The following is a 22537-nucleotide window of genomic DNA, read 5'->3' on the forward strand; positions in this document are numbered from 1 at the left end:
GCGAACGTATTCCATGGGCTCCGGCTCGGCTGCGACGATTGCGTCGGCTGCCTGAGCGCCGGAAACTGCTGCGAGAGCTGCAGCGGAGCCGAGAAGAAGGCTCTTGATGTTCATTTCTGACCTCCAGACAAAATTAGGTCCGCGTTCTGGCGGATGCGGCTGATCGTCAGCGCCGAGCGCTCGGCTTTTGAAGGCGCGGAGAACCTGGTGAACCCAACGAGACCAGCGAGTAGTTATCACCGCGTTGCGCGGTTCGTCGCAGGCTCAAGCCCCTTGCCACGGTAGGTAACGGGGATACCGAGTTCCTCGTGGGTTCGCGCCAGCGTTTCCAACCAGGTCGCCAGTTCCTCCGGCACCTTTTCGTCCCCGGTCTCCATCGCCTCGATCCATGCAAGGTTGCAATGGAGAGCGCTTGCCAGATTGATCGGCGTCCAACGAAGAACGAGAAGGCATTGGGTGAAACGGGCGGGGGTCATCGGTTGTGCTCAAGGTTGCATGTGGAATGGATGAAGCAGGCTTTACACGCGGAAATAAGTCAAGGTGATGACTTGTTGCGGCCAAAAGCCGTGATCTTTTCGTGAGTTACAATTAAATGGGTAAAATGCCGCGGTGCCGCATGCAAATAACGCCTTTCGCGCGGCATTTGCCGGGAATGCCTTGACGCGATTGTCGCGCCCATGTGAAAATTGGCGAAACTATGGGGCTGACCGAGGTCTTCAGCGGGTTCTCTGCCCCTAGCCGGTGCGAATCGCCCGCCTTTGAGGTTGAATGGCCGCAAATCCAGAGGACCGATTCGGTCCTGGACAAGCGCTGAGGCGATCAACCGTTGCATGCACCCCTCTATCAGACCGCGATCAACATCGCCGCGAAGGCCGCGTTCTATCTGTCGCTCGCGATGCTGCTGCCGGCCGCAGTCGATCTGTTCTATGGTCATCCCAACTGGAGGGTGTTTGCCGGTTCGGCCTTTGCGACTGGTGGTCTGTCGCTTCTGGCGATCGCCGCCACGCAGGGCGGCTCGCCGCTGTTCAGCCGCAAGATGGGCTTTCTGGTCGTCAATCTTCTCTGGATCGTCGTGTCTCTCGTCGGCGCCGTGCCCTTCTGGCTGTCGTCGCTGAAGCTCGATTTCGCCAAGGCCTTCTTCGAATCGGTCTCCGGCATCACCACGACGGGCTCGACCGTCATCAGCGGGCTCGACCATGCGCCTCCGGGCATTCTTCTCTGGCGCTCGGTTCTGCACTGGCTCGGCGGTATCGGGATTGTGGCGCTCGGGCTCTTCGTCATGCCCTATCTCAGGGTCGGCGGCATGTCCTTCTTCAAGATGGAGTCCTCGGACACCACCGAAAAGCCGTTCGCCCGCATCGTCACCTTCACGCGCGCCTTCATCCTGATCTATGTCGTGATGACGGTGACGTGCACGATCATCTTCTCTTATCTGGGCATGAGCCGTTTCGACGCGATCAACCATGCTATGTCGACGGTCGCAACCGGTGGCTTCTCCACTCACGATGCCTCGCTCGGCTACTTCAACAGCCTGCCGATCCTCTGGGTCGCAACCTTTTTCATGACGCTGAGCAGCCTGCCGTTTTCGGTGCTCATCCTCTTCATCGTTCGTGGCCGGCTCGATACGCTGAAGGATCCGCAGATCATCGTCTTTCTGTCCTATCTGACGGCACTTGCGCTCGCCGCAAGTCTCTACCAGCGGATCGTCAACGGGGTCTCGGCGCATGAGGCTTTGGCGCACGGCTTCTTCACCGTCTCGTCCATCCTGTCGACCACCGGTTTTGCCAGCGACGATTACATGCTCTGGGGTGAGTTCATCGTCGCACTTGCCTTTGCCGCCACCTTCATGGGCGGCTGCTCCGGCTCGACGGCGGGCGGCATGAAGGCCTACCGCTTCATCATCATCTTCAATTCAATCCGCGCCGGTCTTTTCAAGCTGATCTACCCCAATGCGGTCCACACGGTGCGCTACGGCAAGACACTTGTCGACATAGACGTGCAGCGCACCGTGTTCATGTTCTTCACGGCCTACATGTTCATCTGGGCTTTCGGGAGCCTCGCCATGGGGGCGATGGGCTATGATCTCGTCACGGCGGTGTCGGCGGTCGCAACGGCGCTTTCAAACGTTGGCGCCGGGCTCGGCCCGATCATCGGGCCGGCCGGTAACTTCTCGACGCTGACCGACCCGGCGCTCTATCTCCTGTCGCTCATGATGCTGCTCGGCCGACTGGAAATCCTGACGGTCCTGGTCATCCTGACACCGCTCTTCTGGAGGGACTGAGCGACAGGTCGAAACGAGGCGCGCCCTGTCAAGCGGCCTCGGTCTTGCGGCGAGTGCTGGCGCTTTCGATGTAGTACTTCTCATAGCGGTGGCGATAATGCTCGGCACCGCCAAAGTCGCTGTACTTTGCCAGTTCCTGCATATCGGTCTTGTTGAGGATCACGCCGAGGATCTTGGCATTGATCTGCGGCTCCGAATGCAAGAGGTCGCGCACCAGGCGCGACGGCGTCCGGCCCCATTCGGCGACATAGAGGAAGCCGTCCGCAAGCGGCGCGAAGGCCTTGGCATCGACGACCGGGGCGAGTGCCGCGAGGTCGACGACGACATAGTCGAAGGACTTGCGTGCATTGTCGATAAGCTCGGCCATGGCCGGCGACGCAAGCAGCTCATGGCTGTCATACGGGCCATTTCCGTCCACGGCTTCACCTCCGACCGGCAGGATCGCAAGCTTCGTCTGCTGGTCGATCTTGATGCCCGCCGGCCAGGATGCCTGCCCGGTCAACGCTTCCACCAGACCCGCCTTCGGTGGCGGATTGATCATCTTGCTCAAACCCGGCTTGCGGATGTCGGCATCGATCAGAAGGGTCTTCTTGCCGCTTGCGGCAAGGAGGGCTGCAAAATTCGCGGCGATGATCGACTTGCCTTCATCGGGCACCGCCGAAGCGATGCCGATGACGCGCGAGCCGTTGCCGGTCAGCATACGGTCGCAGGCAAGCTTGGCGTTGCGGAAGGTCTCTGTGAAGGACGAGCGTGGAGCGTCGAGCACGATGCGGCTGAGGCGCTCGAACGACGGCGCCCCTTGCGTTACCGGTGGCGGCATCTTGTTCTTCATCAGCTTGGCGCGAACGAGATCCGTCGTTCCAGGGTGACGTGGGCCGACCAATGGAATGTAGCCGAACGACCGGTGCCCGAGGATGGCGCGCACGTCGCCTTCGAGCCGGAACGTCCGCTCGCGGAACTCCTGGAAGGCGGCAAACGCGCCGCCCGCCATCAGGCCGAGTACCGCCGAAAGGGCCAGCACCATCGTCTTCTTCGGGCTCGAAGGCGAGGCCGGGACGCCGGCGCTGGAAATCACCCGCGCCTTGGCGATCGGGAAGGAGCGCTGCTGAGAGGCCTGCTCGTAGCGGTTCAGATAGGTCTCATAGAGCGTCTTCAGCGCGGCTGCCCGCTGCTCCAGTTCGCGCAGGTGCACGAGCGAGACATTTGCATTTGCGTTGCGGCCGGTGGTGCCTTCTATGTTTTCGCGCAGCGACGCTTCGCGTGAGCGCGCCACCTCGTATTCGTTGCGGTAGCTTGCCGTCAGCTGCTGCAGTTCCTGGAAGATCTGGCGGCCGACATCGGTTTTCTCCTTGCGCAGCGACACGGCCTGCGGATGGTCGGCGCCGAAGCTCTGGCTGACGTCCTGTTCACGCTTGCTGACCGCAAGGTAGCGCGTGCGCAGATCGCGGATGACCGAGTTGTCACCCTCCTTGGCGGAAATCGTGGCGTTCTTGACCGCCGTCTCCGGTCCCTGGTCGACGATCGCCTGGAATTGCTTGTAGCGCGCCGAAGCGCTTGCGCTATCGGCCTGGGCAATGATCAGCTGGCTGTTGAGATCGGCGAGCTGCTGTTCCGACATGAGTTCGCCGCGCGCAAGCGTCAGGCCGTTTTCGCTGCGGTATTTTTCGACCTCGAGCGACGCGGTCTGCGTGCGCTGCCGAAGGTCTGCAAGACGTTCCTGCAGCCAGACCGAGGCCCGTTCGGTCGCCTCGAAATTGGCGTTGAGCTGGTCGTTGAGATAGGCGTCGGCATAGGTGCGAACGATGCCGGCGGCAAGCTGCGGATCGCTGGAACGATAGGCAAGCGAGACGACGGAGCTTCGCGTCACGCGTTCGACGGCCAGTCCCTGCTGGAGCAGTGCCGCCGCCTTTTGCCTCCGGCCGTTGCGGGCCATATCCTCGGAAATCTCCGGCCCGCTCGAGAAGATGCCCGTAACGGACTTCAACCCGTCCTTGACGACGTCGAACGGCGAGCGCGGTGGATTGAGGACGGTATCGTTGTCGGCAAGGTTCATCTTGTCGACGACACGCAGGGCGAGTTCGCCGGATTTCAGGATTTCCACGGCGCTGGCAATCTGGGTGTCGAGCAGGGCGCTGTTTTGCGGCGGCGCCTGTTCTTCGGCAAATTTCGACAGGTTCTCGTCGAGAAGGACCTGCGTTGCCGATGTGTAGAGCGGTGTTGCGAAGACCAGGTAGGCGACACCGAGCGCGATGAAGAGCGCCACAAACAGGCCGACCATTCTGGCGCGACGCAAGACGACCGAAAACAGACGATCGAGGTCGATGAAGCCGTCGGGCTCCTCCACGTTGCGCGGTACGACACTGTTGAAGGGGAGACTTCTTTGATTCATTGGGTCGCTCTGTCCGTTTCCCTTTGGTCCGAAGGCTGGCGCCTCTTCTTTTCAAAAGAGGCGCCGAAGCCAGTTATGCGGCGCGGATGCGGCCTTCGTGAGACAGGACCATGTCCTTGACCGAGGCATAGACCGCGTCGCCGAGATCGGAACGCGCCAGCGCGAAGGCGACATTGGCCGCGATGAAGCCTTCCTTGGAGCCGCAGTCGAACGTGCGCCCATCATAGGGATGAGCGTGAAACGCTTGATTTTGCGACAGTTTCAGCATGCCGTCGGTTAGCTGGATCTCGTTTCCGGCGCCGCGCGGCTGATGGGCGAGTATGTCGAAGATCTGCGGCTGCAGGATGTAACGACCATTCAGATAAAAATTGGACGGGGCTTCGCCCATAAGCGGTTTTTCGACCATTTGGGTGACTTCGAAGCCATAGGGGACGGCCGTACCCTTGCCGACGATGCCATATTTCGAGGCATCTTCCGGAGCGCATTGCTCGACGCCGACAACGTTGCCGCCGGTCTGACGGTAGAGGTCGACAAGACCGGCCATGCAGCCGCGTCCGCCGTGGCAGAGCATGTCCGGCAGGAGCAGTGCGAAGGGCTCGTCGCCGATGAGATCGCGGGCGCACCAGACGGCATGGCCGAGGCCGAGCGGCGCTTGCTGGCGGGTAAAGCTGACGGAACCGGCGCGCGGCAGCATCTGCTCCAGTTCGGAAATCTGGGCGTTCTTACCGGAGCGGGTCAGCGACGAGATGAGTTCAGGCGTGTCGTCGAAGTGGTCTTCGATCGCCTGCTTGTTGCGGCTGGTCACAAAAACGATGTGCTCGATGCCCGCTTCACGGGCTTCATCGACCGCATATTGCACGACCGGACGATCGACGATCGTCAACATCTCCTTCGGTATCGCCTTCGTCGCGGGAAGAAACCGCGTTCCATTGCCGGCGACCGGGATCACAGCTTTCCTAACGGTCCTGATACGGTCCATGGTCTTATCCTTTACTTACGTGTGGGCTTTCGCCCGAGGTGGGTCGTTCGGCCGCCACCGTCGAGGTGGCAGGCTTCATGCGTGCGATTGGCGCAAGTAGCCGGCGCAATCGCACGGCGATCGGCATTCTGAGGTGCCGAAGCGCTCTGGGGTTGGTCAGAGCCACCTGGGTGGCTCCGGCCAACGATTTGGATTTCAGGTGTTCGACAAGGCGAAGGAAGGCGTGCGCCTCGACGAGGCTTTTGTCGCGCCGGCGCTGCATCGCTAGCGCCTCGGCATCGAGCGTGTGCCTGGCAAGGAATTCCCGGTCGGCCGTCATCATCGCGTCGATGTGGCGCAGTTCGAGCACGCGCGAAATCGAGCCCTCGCGGATGTGATAGCAATAGCCGGCCGAGGGATCGATGACGCATCGGCCGCCATGGGCAAGCGCCGAGGCGAGCAGGATGTAGTCCTCGCCGATGCGGATCGTTTCCTCGAAGCGCAAGCGATGTTCGTTCAGAAACCGGCGCTCAAAGATCGGCTTCATGTAGCCGAAATTGAAGGTGGAGCGGAAAAGCACGTTGGAACCGATGAAGGCCGCAAGCGTCAGCGTCCGACGGCGCTCAAGCTCGGCTTCGGGAAACATGCGCTCCAGCCGCCCATCGAGATTGAGGACGTCGATGTTGTCGACCACAATCGAAGCTTCGGTCGAGGAAGCAAGGCCGATCATGCGCGACAGCCGCTGAGGGCTAACCGTGTCGTCCGCGTCAAGAATGGCGATCCAGTCGCCACGGGCCGCTTCGAGGCCGGTATTGCGCGCGCCGCCGGGCCCGCGGTTCTCGGCAAGTCGCAGCAGCCGCACGCGCGGATCAGCGAGTTCTTCGACGACCGCACAGGTCTCGTCCTTCGAGCAATCGTCGACGACGATCACCTCGACGTCGACGCCCTTCTGCGCAAGCGCACTGTCGATGGCGCGTCGGATCGTGTCGGCAGCATTATAGGCCGCGATGACGAAGCTGACGTCGGGCGCGCGTTGCGTCATCAAGCGGTCGCCGCTCCGTATTGCTGGAGTTCGCGCACACCAATGAGGCCGCTGACGACGCCCGCATGCATGATTGCGCGAAGCGCGTAGCGCGAGCGAGCGACCGGCGATCCGAGCAGCATAAGACTTGCGATGGCGCAATAGCCTGATTTCGCCGTCGCGCGGACGATTTCGGCAACTCGGCTGCCGGCTTGGCCCGGTTCACTCAAGAGCCGGCCATGGGTTTGGCCGGAACGGAAACGACGCTTTGCAAGCCAGGCAAGTCGCGCGCGTTTCTCCGGTACCGGTTCGAAGACCAGCGCATCGGGCGCATAGGCCAGACGCCCACCATCCGCATGCATGTGGCGGAAGAACTCCGTATCCTCACCGCCTGTCTGCCCGAGCGCCAGATTGAACCGCCTGTTGAAGACGACCGGGCGAGTGAGATCGATCAGAACATTGCAGGTGTAGCCCGTGCGGATCTCGCCATCGACCCAGACCGGCCGGGTTGAATGAAAATCGCCGCGGCGCATCCAGTTCGGGGCAGACAGCGTGTATTCGGCACGAACCGGGCCGAGCACGACATCGGCGCCGGTCGTTAGGGCGGTATCGAGCAATTGCACGAGCCAGGTCCTCGACACCGTCTCGTCGTCGTCGACGAAGGCGAGATAGTGCCCGGTGCTGTTGTCGAGACAGGCGTTGCGGGCGATGGAAATGTTCGACGCCGGGCAATGCACGTAGAGGATCTGGCAAGGCATGGTCGGGCGCATCTGGTTGACGAGCGCCTGCGCGCTCGGCGTCACGTCGTTGTCGGCGACGATAATGCGGATCGCCACATCGGCAGGCACGGTGATGAGCGCGAGGGAATGCAGCGTTTCTGCAAGCTCCGGCCGGCGAAACGTGCACACCGCTATGTCGATCTGTGTCCGGGCGACGGTGTTGGTCATGGTGCCACCCTCCGGTTACGCGTGGTGAGCAATTCCCGCCAGAAGCCGGCCGACCAGGCAAAATGCATGACCATTGCCGAGATGGCCGCGAGCGGGCCGTAGGGGTTCTTCTGGCCGAGCGCCATCCACATGCCGTAGCCGATGCAGGCCACAGCCCAGAGCACGACCGGAACGACCGCAAGCCAGCTGACGACCGCGAGCAGTGCGCCGACAGCGACCGGAGCGACGGCAAGCGGCAGCAACTGCCTGAGGCTCGGCCAGGCGCGATGCTTCAACACATTGCGCGCGCGTCCGCGCCCATAGGCGAAGTACTGGCGGAAGAGCGGCCCGACCTTGGCGCGGGGGTAGTAGACCATGCTGGTCCGGTCGGTCATCCAGATGCGATAGCCCGCCTGGCGGAAGCGATAGTCGAACTCCGCGTCTTCGTTGTGGCTGAAGATCTCGTCGTAGCCGCCGATCGCCTGGAAGGCGGAAATGCGCATCAGTGCATGGTGACCGTGATCGGCCCAGTGGCTCGCCGCGCCGAGACGGTGCTTGGCGCCGCCATTGCCGAGCTTGGAATTCTGGGCGTAGGCCGTGGCCTTCTGGAAGGGCGTGAAGCCAACCGTCTGCATGGCGACGACGACGGAGTCCGCGCCGGTCAGAAGAGCCTCCTCGACGAGGCGCTCGCAATAGTCATCCGGATAGGTGCCGTGCGCGTCGATGCGGATCATATAATCGAAATCGGTGCCATGGCGTGCGACGGCGAGATTGATCGCAGCACTCTGGATGCGTTTCGGATTGTCGAGCACCAGCACGGCCGGATCCTTCTCGGCGAGACGCGCCGCGATCTCACGGGTGCCGTCGGTGCTGCCGCCGTCGGCGATCAGGATGGCGCCGTTGAGGCGCCTTGCCGCGGGTAGCAAGGCTTCGGCGAGGCCCTGCAGATGTTCCGCCTCGTTGAGGCAGGGAATGACGATGAGGACACGTATGCTCATGACAATCCACCTTCGTTTTGGGGCGTTGAGGTGTTTTGATGTGCTTGCGGAAAGTCCAGCGCGATGCGCGGCGGAGCGGCGGACGTGACGGCCGACAGACGGCGCACGAGGCCCTCGCAATCGCTGCGATTGAAGATCCAGGTTTCCGGCGCGCAGGCGGCGATCCGCCGGGATGTGGCGTCGTAAATCTCGGAGGTCATCGACCCCATGAGCGCGGCAAGCGCGTCGGCATCAGCTTCTTCGAGCAGCACGCCAAGGCCACGTATGGCCAGAAACCGCGCGGTCTCGGTGCCGCGAAGCGCAATCGGCACCCGCCCGAAGCGGCAGCCTTCATAGAGCCGGTTCGGGAGCAGCCATTTGGAGTTCTGACCTTCCTCGAAGAAGTCGATCGCCCAGGTGAAGTGCACGTCGGAGTAGATCGCGCCAAGCTCTTCCGGGCTGCGATAGGGGCCGTGGAACGTCATGAAAGGTTCGTTGCGGATGAAGCCGTCGAAATCGTCGAACTCGCGATAGGCCGGCCGGCCGCGCAGCACGATCTCGAAGCGACCCTCCATGCGGCGCGAGAAGGCCGCCAGCAGCGCAAGTGATTTGCGGCAGCGCAGAGCACCGAACCAGCCAATCCGCCATGGGCCATGTGTCGGTGCGGCGGCAGCGGTCACCGATGGTCGCGCATCGGTTTCGTCGAGCTCGAGCACTTTGTTCTCAAGCATCATGGTCGGTGCCGAGATACCCGATAACGGGCGGAAATAGTTCTCGACGAAGGCGGGAGAACTGGTGATCAAAAGGCGCGCGTCACGGCCGAGCAGGCGCTCGCTTGTCCGCAACGCCTTGCCAGCGATGCCGGGGGAAAGGAGTAGGCGGTGAATGTCGAGGCATTCGTAGACGATTGGGACGTCGCCCCCGAAGAGGCTGACGGCCTTCCTGGCGATAGCCAGCATGTCGAGATTGCGGGCTATGATCAGGTCTGGACGTTCGACGCCGCGCAGCGCCTGCTTCAGCGAGAGACAGCTCTTCGCGATCGCACCGACGCGCTGGACGAACCGGCCGTCATGGGTGTTGCCGAGCTCGACAGGGACGATGCCCTCGATCGCCGCGAGCGGGTTTGCGTCGCGCCTGAACCCGGCAAGCGTCACCTTTGCTCCGCCGGTAAGCAACATCAGCACGCGTCGGCGAACGGCGGGGTCGGCAAGATCCTGGGCGAAGTAAAGTATCTGCAGCATGAACATCCAGTTTTCTGTCCGGCTGCGCCGGACATGGTTCAAATTTTGCGCCTTGCAGCGGCGAGAGCCACGCCCACCGACGCGGCTCCCGATCGTCGGCTAGTTTATTTTGCAGGCAATCGACTCGGGGAACTGGCACTCGTCTCCCGGCGCGGTGAAGGCGACCCGGTCGACCTGCATCATCGAGGGACCCTTGTAGGCAAAGGCGCCCATCCAATCCGTCAGGGTATCGGTTCCCCAAAGGCTGAAGAAAATCTTTTGCGGATTGGGCGGGATCTTTGCTGGGTCGGTGACCTCGTGGACCAGTTCGCCATTTACGTAATAGCGAATACGCTCCTTCTCCCAGACGAAAGCGTAGTCGTTGAAGCCCTGGTTGGCGCCGCCCGGCACGTCGACCAGCTTCTCGTTGCCGCCCTTGGCGGAGACGTATTGATTGATCTGGACCTTTGCCGGGTTCTTGCCGAGCACTTCGAAATCGATCTCGTCATGCGGCTTTTTGTCGGCCGGACCGATATAGGTGAAGAAGGCGGAGTTGAGCCCCGAGCCGTCGGCCGTCTTGATCCGCGCCTCGTAGGTGCCATAGCTGAAGCGCTTGCGCGTCTGAATTTCGCCGCAGGCGTAATTGCGCTCGCCGAGTTTTCCTTCGGCAAACGTCAGTTCGGCGATGCCGTTGACGACCTTCGCCTGTTTCTTCGACCAGGTGCAGTTCTGATGCGCGCCATTGTTCCAGCCGTCCGAGACGTACCAGACGGCGGTGTCGAGTGTATCGAAGTTGTCGATGAAAGACGCACCCGTCGTGGTCTCTTCGGCCATGGCCGGACCGGCAAGGCCGACGGCGACAAGGGTGAGCAGGGCGAGGCGGTGAGGTCGTTTCGATCTCATGGTCAGGTCCTTTGCTGGGGGGAGGGACCGGCGCGAACAGCCCCTGTCCGCGCACGCATGTCGCGGGCGGAGCCGGTCCGGCTGCCGGTGAGAATGGCGGTGAGGGCTGGCAGCCAGCGCGCGGAAAGAGCGTAGGCGCCCGCGAGGAAGGCGATTGTTATGAGCGGAACCGCGCAGTAAAACGCCGGGTAGTAGCCGATGTCCGAGCGGTTCCAGATCATCCAGAAGAGCACGAGTAGCGGAAAGTGCGTGCAGAAGATCCAGAAGCTGAGACCGCTGCCGCGCGAAAGCTGAGCGCCGATGTTTGTCCGCACGAGAAGTGCCGAAACCGCCCAGGAACCGACGATGCCGGAAATCGCTATCAGGCTGCGCAGCATCTCGAGCCACACCGGAAAATTCGGGCCAAACTGATAGAGCAGGATGGACAGGAGCACGGCTGCGCTCAGGAACGCGATGGTAATCGGCCAGGAAAAGCGATCGAAGCTGCGGACATCGATGCGATGCAGGCTCATGTAGATGCCGGCGCTAAACCCGAAGAGGATCGACTTCTTCAAAAAGATGCCGTTCGGAACGGGCAGCACCGCATAGGCGAAGAGGACGGCGAGCGTCTGTGCCGGATAGCGCTTGATCAGCCAGGCGAGCGCTGGCGAAAGAACGATACAAAGCAGGAGGTCGCGCAGAAAATAGAGCGGCAGATTGATTGGTAGATCCTCGAGCGCGAAGGCAAAGCTCAGCCACTCTCTGGGGCTGGCTCCGATGACCTCCGGCAAATAGCCCGAACTGATGTCCTTGCTCTGCGCGACGAAAACCAGCGCGAGAAACGCCAGGTTCCACAACAGGAATGGCAAAAGTACCGTCCGAGCCTTGGTCTTCAGCGTCCGGCCATAGTCGAAATTTTCGAGACCGCGACGGAATAGGAGATAACCGGAAATTGCGCTGAGGCAGGGGACGCCGACACGGAAGAGGCTGTCGCCCAAGAAAATGCGCAACCAGTCGATGCCGCCATAGGTGCCGACATACGGACTGGTCGCCGGATCATAAGGCACATGCACAAAGACAATGCCTGAGATCAGCACGATGCGCATCAGATTGATCCGCGAGGAGATATTCGCGTTCACATCAACGATATCCGTCACCCCCATCTGGCAGCGCGTTTAGAAGCGGCCGTTTCAACAGAGCAGACCAGAGCCCGCACCCAGAAGATTAGGCTCGGGCACGGATCAAAATATGGCGCCGCAGCAAACGAATCGGCCTTGGTTTGCTGCGGTGCAGCATTAGAAATCGCGGCAATACTAGGAAAATAGGCCTATCCCCGCACTTGGACTGGGAAAAAACCATGACGAGGGCGTCAGTTGCGGAATATTAACGGCCGCTGATTTTCTGATGCTTCTGCTTGTTAATGCGCATATGTAACGCCGAAAAGTTGTGCGCTTTTTCTTCTGTTTTTCAGTTGAGACAATGCCGCGGATCTCATTCCTCGCCGAAATGCGGCAAGGGTGGGGCAGTCTTTAGCGCTATTCCAGCCGTTATTCGGCGGCGGCTGGTACCGAGCTCGAAGCACCGCGGGAACGAACCATATCGGTGAGCTTTGCCAGCAGCGACCGTTCGGTAACGAGTACCAACACCAGATAGATCAGGGCACCGATCGCGGCGCCAACAAGAACCTGGAGCACCGCGCTTGGAAGAAGCGTGCCGTAGTGGTCCAGCAGCAGCCTTACGACGACAGCCATGATGAAAGCCGAGACCAGCGGCCTCACCGAAATCAGGAACCCGCGCAGGAAGGGCAGCTGGTCGGCGCGAAAGACAACCCAGGAATAGCCGACAAGCGTCGCTAGGTTGACGAGGCAGAGGGCGATCATCGCTTCGACGAGCGATCCGCCGATCGCGGCATAGGCGACGGCGGCAGTGGTGGCGATTGCCCGGATCACCGCCCACCAGAAGAGGGTCGTGCCCTGGCCGATACCCTTGAGATAGGGAATGTAGGTGCTGCAGGGTGTCAGCAGGCCCTTCGACAGGGCGAGCAGGCCGAGCACCGGCCAGGCTGAGGCCCATTGCTGTCCGAAGAGCACGAGCATCGCCGGCTCGGCAAGCGCCCAGAGGCCGAACATCATCGGCGCGAGCAGCACGGTGGTGACCTGCGTGCTGAGCATCAGCGCTTGCGAGCGCCGCTGGCGATCCTCGCCCATATGGCTGAAGGCGGGAAAGAGAACGCCCATGACTGCTGAAAGGACGATCTGGTTCGGAATGCTGGAAAAGCGGTTCGCCGCCGAATAGGCGCCGGCATCCGAAAGGCCGAGATAACGGCTGATGACGACCATCGGCGATTGGAAGGTGACGAAGTTGGCGATCTCGGAGCCCATCATGCCGAAGCTGAAGCGGCAGAGCGAAAGTACGCGCCGTGCCGAAAACACGAAACGCGGGACATAGCCGGAGACGGCGTAGAGACCGGCCAAACGGATGAATGCAGAAACGAAAAGCTGGGCGAGCAGCGACCACACCCCAAAGCCGAGAAGCGCCGCCCCGACCGCGATGAGCGCGCCGAGGATTTCGGAGAGCATGGTCCAGACCGCGTCTTTGCTGAAATTCATCCGCCGGGCAAGCAGTGAATAGGCAACATCGCCGGCAAGCTGCAACGGGATGAGCAGGCTCATGATCTGGAGCAGATGGCTTGCCTCCGGCGCACCGAGCAGGCTCGCCAGCGGTCCGGCAAAGACGAAAAGCCCAAGCGCCATCATCAGCGAAACCACCAGATTGGCCCAGAAAGCGGAGTGGATGAGTTCCATGTCCTCGTCGCGCTGGATGATCAGAGCGGAGGCAAGACCGGCGCCGCCGATCATCGCCAGAAACTGCACGACGGTGAGCGCGACGGCGACCGTTCCGAACTCCTCGGGCGTCAGGATACGGGCAAGAATCGGCACGGTGACAAACTTCAGCCCGAATGTGCCTGTCTTTGAAAGGACGCTCCAGCCGACGTTCCGAGTCACAGACTTGGCATTTACGTTTGAAGGCATGTGAGCATCCCGTGATGCCTTTGAAGGATTTCCGACAAAGGGCAAGCGCTAGATTTGAGGTCGCGACCCGGTGGGAGGAGACCACGAAATACTCTTTTAGAGAAACCGCAGGGGCGAAAAGATGGCGAAGCTGACTGTTATTATTCCCTACTACCAGAAGGAGCCGGGTATTCTTCGGCGCGCTCTCGCGTCCGTCTTTGCCCAAAGCTATCAAGACTTCCATGTCCTGGTGATAGACGATCAATCTCCCTACTCGATCGACGAGGAGTTGAGGCCGCTTGCCGATGGCGAGCGGGCGCGCGTGACGGTGATCCGGCAGGACAACAAGGGTCCAGGCGGCGCGCGCAACACCGGGCTCGACAACGTTCCGGCCGACGCGGCGTTCGCCGCGTTCCTCGATTCCGACGACATCTGGACCACCGATCATCTCCAGAATGCCGTCGACAGCATGAGCCGCTTTGGTGCCGACTGCTACTGGGCGTCGATAACAGGCGGGGAGGCGTTCTACTACCATTTCGGCATCGCCGATCTCGAGGCAAGCGATACGGTCGTGCGCTTGCAGGAAAGCCCGCTTGTCGTCGAAATTCCCGATCTTTCCAATGTCATGCTGCGGAACTGGAGCTTCCTGCACCTGTCTTGCATGGTGGTTGGTCGCCGGCTTTTCGAGACGGTGCGCTTTGATGCCGAGCTGCGTCTCGCGGCCGAGGACGTGCTGTTCTTCTGCGACTGCATTCTGGCGGCAAATCGTGTCGTGCTTTGCGATGCAGCCGGTGCCGTGCGCGGGGAGGGCATCAACATCTTCCACTCGATCGACAACGATTCGCCGCAATTCCTGCAGCAGCAGTTCAACACCTTTGTTGCCCTCGAGACGCTTGAGCACCGGCTTTCGCGCAAGCCATCGGCCGTCGCGTCGATCCAGTCCTACCAGCACACGGCCCGTCGTCAGGCGCTCTGGAGCCAGGCGCGCCGGCTGAAGCGGCGGAAGTCGCCGCAGTTTCGACTGCTGGCACGTTGGGTCCTGCGCGATCCCAAGCTGTTGCAAAGCGCATTCGAGCTTGCCGTCGGCAAGTTTTCCCGTTCACGCTGATCCGGACAGAAACTCCTTTTGGAGGAAGAACAAGCCCGCCAGGCGCGGCATCGAACCTATCTCGCATTTGAAAGAAGGGACCGCCCATGAAGCCCTATTACTGGGAATCTCAGCACGGCAATTTCGGCGACGACCTCAACCTCTGGCTTTGGGATTTCCTGCTGCCGGGTTTTCGCGATGTCCATGACGACATCCTCCTTGTCGGCGTCGGCACGGTGCTCAACCGCGCGCTTCTGCCTGATGGCGTCCGCAAGCTCGTTATCGGCAGCGGTTTCGGCTACGGCAGCTTGCCGGACATGCGGGATGCCGCCGAATGGGACCTTCGCTGTGTGCGCGGGCCGTTGACAGCCGAGAAGATCGGCCTTGCGCCGGAGCGCGGTATTGTCGATCCCGCGGTCATGGTCGCCGACATGCCGGAATTCCGGAACCTGCCTAAGCTATACAAGCGCAGTTTCATTCCCCATTGGGAAAGTGCGATCGCCGGTATGTGGCCCGTCACCTGCGGCACCGTCGGCATGCACTACATCGACCCGCGCGGCGAGGCCAAGAGCGTGATCCGCGAGATCGCGCAATCGGAGTTCATTGTCGCCGAATCGATGCATGGGGCGATTCTTGCCGATGCATTCCGCGTTCCCTGGGTGGCGGTGACGACGTCGGACAGCATCAACAGCTTCAAGTGGAACGACTGGGCAAAAACCGTCGGCGTCGAATACCGTCCCCGCCATGTTCCGGTCTCCAGCCGCACCGAAGCCATGATCAAGGGCGCACGTTTCTGGGGCATGGGCTTCGAGGCGCAGACCGTGCCGGAGGCTGCGAACCTGCGATCCGCCGACGGCGAGGTGATCGTCGCGGCCAGAGAACCGCGTCAGACGTTCTTGCGCAGCGCGGCCAAGCAGGTGCTTGCGGCGCCGTCGACGCTTGCACTTTGGCAGGCCACTCGCGCAGAGCCGCAATTGAGCAGCGACAGCCGGCTCGCCGAACGCAAGGAACGCTTCCAGGATGCGTTGGCCGCCGTACGGCGCGCCTACTTCTAGGATGTGACAAACGACGCTCCGGACGAGATGCCGGAGCGTATTCCGCTCGCGATGTTCGACGTGGCGCCGACGCCGCAACGCGTGGTGCTAGCGCGCGTGCTCCGCGCCGATGGGCAGAAGGTAGCGCACTGCCGCGCCTCCGCCCGCCGGTGCCGCATCCTGGCGCGGCCTGAAGCGCTCCGTCTTGTCGGCGAAAATACCGGCGGTGACGGCCGGCGCGGCGCCCGGGCGCCGCATGAGGTAACCGATCGCAGCCATAGCACCGCGCTCTTTCTTGAGGTCGAGGAAGTGGCGGTGCTGGTAGCGGCCACGCACGTGACGCTCATGCCGTCGCACGGCAGCCGCTGCCTCACCGTCGAGGTCGTTTGCCGCGAGTATAACGCGGTCGGCCTCGTAGAGGCGCTTTAGATCCTCGGTCCGGTGGCTGCCGCTCAACGAATTGCCGCGCACGATCGCCGCATAGCCACAGCTTTGAATGACCTTGTAGCGTGCACCTTTGGCCAGTGCGCGAAGATAGAGGTCATAATCCTCCCCCAGACGAAGCGCCTCCTGATAGCGGATGCCATGCTTATCGAGGAAGCGGCGGCGCATCAGCGGCTTCAGGAAGCCGATCTCGCCACGTTTCACGCCCGGCTGCGAAATATTGCCCTCGACGAAATCAATGAGGCCGAGAAGGCGCGGCCGTGGCGGGAAGTCATCGACCCTTGGAGCCGCACCAGTCACTGCGGCCTCGCCCATGAAGGCGATATTGTCGGCGATGAAATCCCACTCCTCTACTGCGAGCAGCCTGCCGAGCCTGCCCGGTAGAAAGAAATCGTCGGCGTCGAGGATCGCCAGGACCGGGGCGCGGCTGATGGCAATCGCATGGTTGCGCGCTGCTGAAGGACCGCGATTGCTTTCAAAGCGTGCGATCGTCAGCCGTCCGCTGTGATCGTCGGCAGATCGCGCCGCGGCGACGGTCTGATCGGTGGAACCGTCATCCACCACGATCACTTCGGCGGTTTCCTGTTCGGCCAGCGCCGACGCGACCGCGCGGGCGATGGTCGCCTCGGCATTCTTCGCAGCAATGATGACGCAGACATCTGTCCGGGCGACTGTGGTCATGGGGGCCTCCAGTATCGTGTCTCGCGGGCAGCGCGGCGCCTAGGGGCCAAGTGGACTGCACCAGTTCTCGATCGCTGCATGACGCAGCCGGGTCATTGGCGACCGGCTAGATCATGCAGCCCGGCATGGAATCTTGCCGTAACGGGCCGCACCATGCAGGGCGATCATGTCGCAACCGCGTCAAAGGCGATTTTTTTGAAGAATGGCGAGGCAGGCTTGTCCGGCCGTGCGGTCAACGATTGAAGTGACCGGGCCGGTCCAGGCGGTGGCTATTGCTGCCCGGCTTGTCGTCATTGGCCGATTGCAGCACTTCAGCCGCTTTTTTTCCGCGCTCGCGCGCTTTCCTCCAGATTAGGAAAACGACCGCGAGGAAATAGCCGATCTGAATGAGGACCGCACAGATCGCCGTCTGGATCAGCGTGGATGTGAGAGAGCCATTGAGGAAATAGGTGACGACAGCAAAAACCGTCAGGGCGCCGATCATACTCACGAAGACGCGTGGTGCGTACATGGCACTAGCTCGCAATCGGTTCTATCGCTGCAGACGTCATCGCAAAATCGGCCTTTCCTCTGCAAATGTTAATATATTGGCGACGGACATCGGCTGCAACCGGCAATAGCCGCCGCTTTGGCACATAGAAACAGGCAAATCTTTATGTCGCGTTTCGAGCAGCGTCGATCGAATCAAAATCAGTTGATTGGCCTCGAACGCCATTGTGACGCGAGCCTGCGCTCGGCAGCTGATTTTCCACCTCCCGTCGGGAGACGGTCTCCGCATCGCCCGATGGTTGCCGCCACACTCACGTGCTGATCAACTTTTATTACAAGTTTGAACGATGTTGCGAGTCTTTGTGTGCGCCGCGAAGACTTGGTGCGACGCAGCAAAATTTGGGAAATACGGACGACCGTTAATTTTGGAGCAGGGGAAATCACGCTCCCGAAGCTCAAGGAAAACATCGGCCTGCGAAGATATCGCCACTTCTCCGGAAATGTAATTTGGCGCGCCAGAAACAATACAGGAATACGTGCGAGGTGATACTGTTTCTCGCAATAATATAACAGCGCCTGTCACGAGAAATATTTCATATTCGAAAGTGGTGATATACGCATTTTGGCCCCTGCTCGGATACTCGCCTTTATTTCGCCTTCAAAAAGCAAATCCTTACCGGACGTTCATTATTCACGATGAGCGCGCCCCAGTGTGGGCTGTAGGCCCCCCTGGGGAGACCGACAAATCGCCAAACGTAAATGGAGTCACCTCTATGAAGTCTGCGACCAGATCGGCCAATTCGCCGTTTTTCAGTGCCGCAGAGTTTGCGGCAATCCCACCCGTGGGTGGCGTTTCGAAGCGTGGCTTCGACGTGCTTGCCGCTTCCCTCGCCCTCGTTTTCTTAAGCCCGCTGTTCCTGATGCTCATGGCGCTGGTCAAGTTTTCCGACGGCGGCAGCATCTTCTACGGCCACCGCCGCATCGGCCATAACGGCAAGTCGTTCCGTTGCCTTAAGTTCCGCACCATGCGGCCTGATGGGGACCGTATCCTGCAGGACTACCTCAAGGCCAATCCGGCCGCCTACGAGGAATGGCGCGCGACGCGCAAACTGCAGGACGACCCGCGTGTCACGGTCGTCGGCAGTGTCCTGCGCAAACTAAGCCTTGATGAACTGCCGCAGCTCGTCAACATCGTGCGCGGTGAAATGAGCATGGTTGGCCCGCGCCCGGTGGTGGAGGACGAACTGGAGCTCTACGACAGCGCCGCCGTCTACTACCTGCAATCCCGACCCGGCCTTACCGGCCTTTGGCAAATCAGCGGGCGCAACGACGTATCCTACGCAACCCGCATCGCGTTCGATACCCAGTACGTCCAGAACTGGTCGCTGCTGAAGGACTTCTCCATCGTTGTCAGAACCATACCCGCCGTTTGCCTTTCGCGCGGCAGCTACTGACGAAACAGCGCCTGGAAAGCCCGCGCGACCGGTCGCGGGAAGGCGCCTTCATTCGGGAAGCCCAAATGAGAGAACATCATCTGTCGGGAAAGTCGCGCATGCCGCGCACGCTACCCCGTTTCCTGCGCCGGGCGGTTTTCATCGCCGCGGCGCTCACTTGTGCTTTTCCGGCTTGGGCCGATGAGTATCAGCTCGGCACTATGGATAGGCTGAAAATTCGCGTGGCCGAATGGCAGACCGCGGAGGGGGCTGTCCGCGACTGGTCGGTCGTCAGCGGCGAGTACACCGTTGGTCCTTCGGGTGCTCTATCCTTGCCCTTCATCGGCGACCTGCCGGCGGCGGGCAAGACGACGACCGAAGTTGGTGAAGCGATCGGCGAGAAGATGCAGACGCTCTTCGGTCTGCGCGATCGGCCGTCCGCCTCCGTCGAACTCGCGCAGTACCGCCCGGTTTATCTCGCGGGCGAGGTGCAGAAGCCCGGCGAATATCCTTTTGCCCCCAATCTGACGGTGCTGAAGGCCGTAAGCCTTGGCGGCGGATTGCGCCGTTCGGAAAGCGGCCAGCGCTTTGCGCGCGACTACATAAATGCGCATGGCGATTCGAGCGTCCAGACGTCCCAGCGCAACCGGCTGCTGATCCGTCGCGCCCGCCTTCAGGCTGAGATCGCCGAAAAGGATGGCATCGAACTGCCGAAGGACCTTCAGGGTGTTCCCGGTATCGACAAGCTTCTCGCAAACGAGACCGCATTGATGGCCTCGCGTGACAGGAAGCAGAAGCTGCAACTGGAGTCGCTCGCCGATCTGAAGTCCTTGCTCGAAAGCGAAATCCAGTCGCTGGCAAAGAAGACGGAAACCCAGAACCGCCAGCTCGAGCTCGTCGTTGAAGACCGCGAGAAGGTCGAAAGCCTCGCCGAAAAGGGCCTGGCGCTCAGCCAGCGCAAGCTGTCCCTGGAGCAGCGCGTAGCCGAACTGCAGGCCGCCCTTCTCGACATCGATACTGCTTCGCTGAAGGCGAAACAGGATGTCAGCAAGGCGGGCCAGGACGAAACCAATCTTCGCAACGATTGGGACGCTCAGCTGGCGCAGGACCTGCAGAACACCGAGGCCGAACTCGACACGCTTTCGATCAAGCTCGGCACCAGCCGCGACTTGATGGCCGAAGCGTTGCTGCAATCGGCCGAAGCCGCGCAGTCGAAGGACAATACGGCGGAGGCGACGATCGCCTATTCGATCATGCGCGAGCGCGACGGAAAGCCGACGGAGATCTCCGCCGACGAAAATACGCCTGTATTGCCGGGTGACGTGATCAAGGTCGAAGCCAACCTGGCAACGCAGTAGGAACGGCTGTGAAAATTTCGAAGGCGAGCCTGATTTCTCCCGATCGCAATGGTGTCTATGGCACTGTTGCGATCGCGCTATCGCTCTTCGTCTTCGCCTATTCCTCGCGCTTCGGACAGGCGTCGATCCTGCTCTACTATGGCCTGTGGCTGCCGCTGGTGCTGGTCGATTACCGTCGTGTGCTCGGCAACTACGGAATCCGCCTCTGGATCTTAGGATTTGCGATCTTCGCCTGCCTGTCGGTCTTCTGGTCGGCGGCGCCCGGTATGACGGCGCGAACGGGGATACAGTATCTCTCCCACGTGATCTGCGCCCTGATTGCCATGCGGGTTGTCGGCATCAGGACCCTGGTGCGCGGCGCGATTGCCGGAACCGGCGTCGTTCTCGTCTACTCACTCCTCTTCGGCGTCTACCACCTCGATCCTCTCGACGGCACTTACAGCTTCGTCGGCGCTTTCGCCTCGAAGAACCAGCTGGGATTCTACGCCTCGCTCGGCATCTATTTCGCCTTTGTCGCGCCGATCGCGCTTGGCGAACGCGGCCTGTGGTTCGCGGCAGCCAGCCTGGTCGCGTTGCTGTCGGCCTATTCACTTTTTGCCTCGCAATCGGCGACGTCGGTGTTGACCACAGTGGTCATCATCGGGGTGTGGCTGGGCATGCGGTTGGTCGGACTATTGTCGCCGGCACACCGCAAGGGGCTCTTCCTCGCCGCCGCCGTCTGTGGCGTCATGGTCGCCGTTGCGGCCATCTATGGTGGGGGCGTCGATCTTGTCCTCGGGCTTTTCGGCAAGGATTCCACCCTAACCGGACGGACCTATCTGTGGCAGCAGGGCATCGAGGCGGCCATGTCGTCACCGCTGGTCGGTGTCGGCTATCAGGCCTATTGGGTCCAGGGCTTCTCGGAGCCCGAACGCCTGTGGGAAGAGTTCTATATTGCCACGCGCTCCGGCTTCCACTTCCACAACACCTTTATCGAAGCGATGGTGGAGACCGGCGCGATCGGGCTCGTGCTTCTGTCCGGCATCCTTCTGATAACCGTGCTCGGGCATACCAAGCGGTTGTTGACGCAGGATCATGACACGCAATCTTCCGTGCTCTTCGGCATAGCGCTGCTTCTGCTAGTGCGGTCCTTCGTCGAAATCGACATCATGAACCCCTATCACATCGGCTCGTTCCTGCTCTATTTCGCCGCCGGAAAGCTGACTTTACCGGAAGCGCGCACGCACCAGAGCGTCGAAGATCGTCCGGCGCCGGCCGTATCGGAGATCCCGCTACGACTGAGGTATCAATGATCAGCGCCCCGACGACAACGATCTACGGCATTCAGTATCTGCGGGCCGTCGCAGCGCTCGGGGTCGTCGTCTTTCATGCCGCCGAGCGCACCGGGCACCACTTCGCAATTGGTGCTGCCGGCGTCGACGTCTTCTTTGTCATCAGCGGCTTCATCATGTGGGTGATCAGCGAACGGCGGCCGGTGTCACCGCTCGCCTTCCTCCGCGATCGCATCCAGAGGATCGCGCCGATCTACTGGCTCGCAACCGCGGTCATGGTCATCGGCGGCGTTGTTGGCCTGTTTCCCAATCTGGTCTTGAGCAACGCGCATGTGCTTTCCTCGCTGCTGTTCATTCCCATGCGATCGCCAAGCAGCGGCGAAATCTGGCCAGTGCTGGTGCAGGGGTGGACGCTGAACTACGAGATGTTCTTCTATGCGGTCTTCGCCTTGACACTGCTGTTGCCGCGGTCGAGACGGCTGCCGGCGATCGCTGGCTGTTTCTCGGCGCTGGTTGCCATCGGCGTTGCCGTCGACAGCGACAGCGCGCTCTTCGTCACCTATACGCGGCCGATCATTCTTGAATTCGTGGCAGGCATGATCGTCGCCGAGTTGTGGCTGAGAGGCAGGGTGCCCGGCGCAATGTCCGGCCTTATGCTTGTCGCCGGCGCGTTTTCAGGATTTGCGGCGGTCGCCGTGCTTCGCCTGCCTTTCGACGAATTCATCCTCGGGCCTTTGGCCGTCATGCTCGTCTTGGGAACGCTGGCGCTCGAAGCGCAGGGCTGGTTCCGCCCCAGCAGGCTGCCGATGATGCTCGGCGACGCATCCTACTCGATCTACCTCTGGCACACCTTTGCGATTTCGGTCGTGGTCAAGGCTTGTGGAATGATGGGTATAGGGCTGCTCACATCGGCGCTGCTGGCGGTCATTGCGGGGACCGCGCTCGGCGTTTTCGCCTATCTTCTGATCGAGAAGCCGCTGGCCACACGGCTGCGCTCGGGTTTTTTCTCAAGGCCGGTGCAGCACACGGCCTGACAAATCGGAGCCGTCTGGCGCGGCGATCACCGCCGCGCCAG

Annotated in this window: 19 protein-coding genes and 1 pseudogene; 7 read left to right on the forward strand and 13 right to left on the reverse strand. The window is 61.4% G+C overall.

The annotated features are described in order from the left end of the window. Both IB272_RS35625 and IB272_RS22590 read right to left on the reverse strand, forming a co-directional pair. Positions 1 to 114 (reverse strand): annotated as a pseudogene (locus IB272_RS35625) (porin); the annotation flags it as partial. 122 nt (positions 115 to 236) lie between these two features. Then, a complete protein-coding gene (locus IB272_RS22590; protein WP_112983565.1) occupies positions 237 to 476 on the reverse strand; it encodes a hypothetical protein in 240 nt (79 codons plus the stop codon). Between the two features lie 350 nt (positions 477 to 826). On the opposite strand from IB272_RS22590, the gene IB272_RS22595 reads away from it, so the two are divergent. Then, entirely contained in the window at positions 827 to 2281 is a 1455-nt protein-coding gene (locus IB272_RS22595; RefSeq protein ID WP_034798022.1) for a TrkH family potassium uptake protein, read from the forward strand. 28 nt (positions 2282 to 2309) lie between these two features. Here IB272_RS22595 and IB272_RS22600 read toward each other — a convergent pair whose 3' ends face one another. The 9 genes from IB272_RS22600 to IB272_RS22640 form a co-directional block, all read right to left on the reverse strand. After that, the gene (locus IB272_RS22600; protein ID WP_192445083.1) at positions 2310 to 4670 is read right to left on the reverse strand and encodes a polysaccharide biosynthesis tyrosine autokinase; all 2361 of its coding nucleotides are present in this window, start codon (positions 4668 to 4670) and stop codon (positions 2310 to 2312) included. A 73-nt stretch (positions 4671 to 4743) separates the two neighbouring features. After that, entirely contained in the window at positions 4744 to 5649 is a 906-nt protein-coding gene (locus IB272_RS22605; RefSeq protein WP_034798018.1) for a UTP--glucose-1-phosphate uridylyltransferase, read from the reverse strand. Between the two features lie 4 nt (positions 5650 to 5653). Further along, entirely contained in the window at positions 5654 to 6670 is a 1017-nt protein-coding gene (locus tag IB272_RS22610; RefSeq protein ID WP_192445085.1) for a glycosyltransferase family 2 protein, read from the reverse strand. Beyond that, a complete protein-coding gene (locus IB272_RS22615; protein ID WP_060529220.1) occupies positions 6670 to 7596 on the reverse strand; it encodes a glycosyltransferase family 2 protein in 927 nt (308 codons plus the stop codon). The genes IB272_RS22610 and IB272_RS22615 overlap by 1 nt, the downstream gene beginning before the upstream one ends. Then, entirely contained in the window at positions 7593 to 8573 is a 981-nt protein-coding gene (locus IB272_RS22620; protein WP_060521079.1) for a glycosyltransferase family 2 protein, read from the reverse strand. Before IB272_RS22620 ends, IB272_RS22615 begins: the two co-directional genes overlap by 4 nt. Continuing rightward, a complete protein-coding gene (locus tag IB272_RS22625) occupies positions 8570 to 9793 on the reverse strand; it encodes a glycosyl transferase family 1 (protein WP_112983636.1) in 1224 nt (407 codons plus the stop codon). The genes IB272_RS22620 and IB272_RS22625 overlap by 4 nt, the downstream gene beginning before the upstream one ends. Positions 9794 to 9892: 99 nt before the next feature. Next, positions 9893 to 10681, reverse strand: a complete 789-nt coding sequence (locus IB272_RS22630; protein ID WP_192445185.1) for a glycoside hydrolase family 16 protein — start codon at positions 10679 to 10681, stop codon at positions 9893 to 9895. Then, complete coding sequence (locus IB272_RS22635) at positions 10678 to 11793, reverse strand: acyltransferase (RefSeq protein ID WP_090297405.1); 1116 nt, start codon at positions 11791 to 11793, stop codon at positions 10678 to 10680. The genes IB272_RS22630 and IB272_RS22635 overlap by 4 nt, the downstream gene beginning before the upstream one ends. A 408-nt stretch (positions 11794 to 12201) precedes the next feature. After that, positions 12202 to 13686: a lipopolysaccharide biosynthesis protein gene (locus tag IB272_RS22640; RefSeq protein ID WP_060529218.1), complete on the reverse strand. Its 1485-nt coding sequence runs from the start codon at positions 13684 to 13686 to the stop codon at positions 12202 to 12204. 121 nt (positions 13687 to 13807) lie between these two features. Between IB272_RS22640 and IB272_RS22645 the strand changes: the two genes are divergently transcribed. Together IB272_RS22645 and IB272_RS22650 are read left to right on the forward strand one after the other, a co-directional pair. Further along, positions 13808 to 14773 carry a glycosyltransferase family 2 protein gene (locus IB272_RS22645; RefSeq protein ID WP_060610506.1) on the forward strand — a complete coding sequence of 322 codons (966 nt, stop codon included), beginning with the start codon at positions 13808 to 13810 and terminating at the stop codon, positions 14771 to 14773. Between the two features lie 86 nt (positions 14774 to 14859). Continuing rightward, positions 14860 to 15807: a polysaccharide pyruvyl transferase family protein gene (locus IB272_RS22650; RefSeq protein ID WP_034797971.1), complete on the forward strand. Its 948-nt coding sequence runs from the start codon at positions 14860 to 14862 to the stop codon at positions 15805 to 15807. Between the two features lie 87 nt (positions 15808 to 15894). Here IB272_RS22650 and IB272_RS22655 read toward each other — a convergent pair whose 3' ends face one another. Continuing rightward, on the reverse strand, positions 15895 to 16911 hold the full coding sequence (locus IB272_RS22655) for a glycosyltransferase family 2 protein (RefSeq protein WP_060521084.1): 1017 nt from the start codon (positions 16909 to 16911) through the stop codon (positions 15895 to 15897). A 232-nt stretch (positions 16912 to 17143) separates the two neighbouring features. Next, the gene (locus IB272_RS22660; protein ID WP_060582949.1) at positions 17144 to 17422 is read right to left on the reverse strand and encodes an exopolysaccharide production repressor protein; all 279 of its coding nucleotides are present in this window, start codon (positions 17420 to 17422) and stop codon (positions 17144 to 17146) included. Positions 17423 to 18173: 751 nt separating this feature from the next. On the opposite strand from IB272_RS22660, the gene IB272_RS22665 reads away from it, so the two are divergent. The 4 genes from IB272_RS22665 to IB272_RS22680 all read left to right on the forward strand — a co-directional run bounded on the left by IB272_RS22665 (position 18174) and on the right by IB272_RS22680 (position 22496). Next, a complete protein-coding gene (locus IB272_RS22665) occupies positions 18174 to 18854 on the forward strand; it encodes a sugar transferase (RefSeq protein ID WP_034797965.1) in 681 nt (226 codons plus the stop codon). Positions 18855 to 18919: 65 nt separating this feature from the next. Next, the gene (locus IB272_RS22670) at positions 18920 to 20191 is read left to right on the forward strand and encodes a polysaccharide biosynthesis/export family protein (protein ID WP_192445087.1); all 1272 of its coding nucleotides are present in this window, start codon (positions 18920 to 18922) and stop codon (positions 20189 to 20191) included. An 8-nt stretch (positions 20192 to 20199) separates the two neighbouring features. Continuing rightward, positions 20200 to 21483 carry an O-antigen ligase gene (locus IB272_RS22675; RefSeq protein ID WP_192439208.1) on the forward strand — a complete coding sequence of 428 codons (1284 nt, stop codon included), beginning with the start codon at positions 20200 to 20202 and terminating at the stop codon, positions 21481 to 21483. After that, positions 21480 to 22496, forward strand: coding sequence for an acyltransferase (locus IB272_RS22680; protein ID WP_192445090.1), 1017 nt, complete (start codon positions 21480 to 21482; stop codon positions 22494 to 22496). The genes IB272_RS22675 and IB272_RS22680 overlap by 4 nt, the downstream gene beginning before the upstream one ends. Positions 22497 to 22537: the final 41 nt, after the last annotated feature.

Source organism: Ensifer sp. ENS08, from assembly GCF_014852195.1.
GTDB classification, from domain to species: Bacteria; Pseudomonadota; Alphaproteobacteria; order Rhizobiales; family Rhizobiaceae; genus Ensifer; species Ensifer adhaerens.

Bases quoted from the DNA above. Each gene is read 5' to 3' on its own strand.
- IB272_RS22590 (WP_112983565.1), bottom strand. From the start codon at position 476: ATGACCCCCGCCCGTTTCACCCAATGCCTTCTCGTTCTTCGTTGGACG.
- IB272_RS22600 (WP_192445083.1), bottom strand. From the start codon at position 4,670: ATGAATCAAAGAAGTCTCCCCTTCAACAGTGTCGTACCGCGCAACGTG.
- IB272_RS22605 (WP_034798018.1), bottom strand. From the start codon at position 5,649: ATGGACCGTATCAGGACCGTTAGGAAAGCTGTGATCCCGGTCGCCGGC.
- IB272_RS22610 (WP_192445085.1), bottom strand. From the start codon at position 6,670: ATGACGCAACGCGCGCCCGACGTCAGCTTCGTCATCGCGGCCTATAAT.
- IB272_RS22615 (WP_060529220.1), bottom strand. From the start codon at position 7,596: ATGACCAACACCGTCGCCCGGACACAGATCGACATAGCGGTGTGCACG.
- IB272_RS22620 (WP_060521079.1), bottom strand. From the start codon at position 8,573: ATGAGCATACGTGTCCTCATCGTCATTCCCTGCCTCAACGAGGCGGAA.
- IB272_RS22625 (WP_112983636.1), bottom strand. From the start codon at position 9,793: ATGCTGCAGATACTTTACTTCGCCCAGGATCTTGCCGACCCCGCCGTT.
- IB272_RS22640 (WP_060529218.1), bottom strand. From the start codon at position 13,686: ATGCCTTCAAACGTAAATGCCAAGTCTGTGACTCGGAACGTCGGCTGG.
- IB272_RS22645 (WP_060610506.1), top strand. From the start codon at position 13,808: ATGGCGAAGCTGACTGTTATTATTCCCTACTACCAGAAGGAGCCGGGT.
- IB272_RS22650 (WP_034797971.1), top strand. From the start codon at position 14,860: ATGAAGCCCTATTACTGGGAATCTCAGCACGGCAATTTCGGCGACGAC.
- IB272_RS22655 (WP_060521084.1), bottom strand. From the start codon at position 16,911: ATGACCACAGTCGCCCGGACAGATGTCTGCGTCATCATTGCTGCGAAG.
- IB272_RS22660 (WP_060582949.1), bottom strand. From the start codon at position 17,422: ATGTACGCACCACGCGTCTTCGTGAGTATGATCGGCGCCCTGACGGTT.
- IB272_RS22665 (WP_034797965.1), top strand. From the start codon at position 18,174: ATGAAGTCTGCGACCAGATCGGCCAATTCGCCGTTTTTCAGTGCCGCA.
- IB272_RS22670 (WP_192445087.1), top strand. From the start codon at position 18,920: ATGAGAGAACATCATCTGTCGGGAAAGTCGCGCATGCCGCGCACGCTA.
- IB272_RS22680 (WP_192445090.1), top strand. From the start codon at position 21,480: ATGATCAGCGCCCCGACGACAACGATCTACGGCATTCAGTATCTGCGG.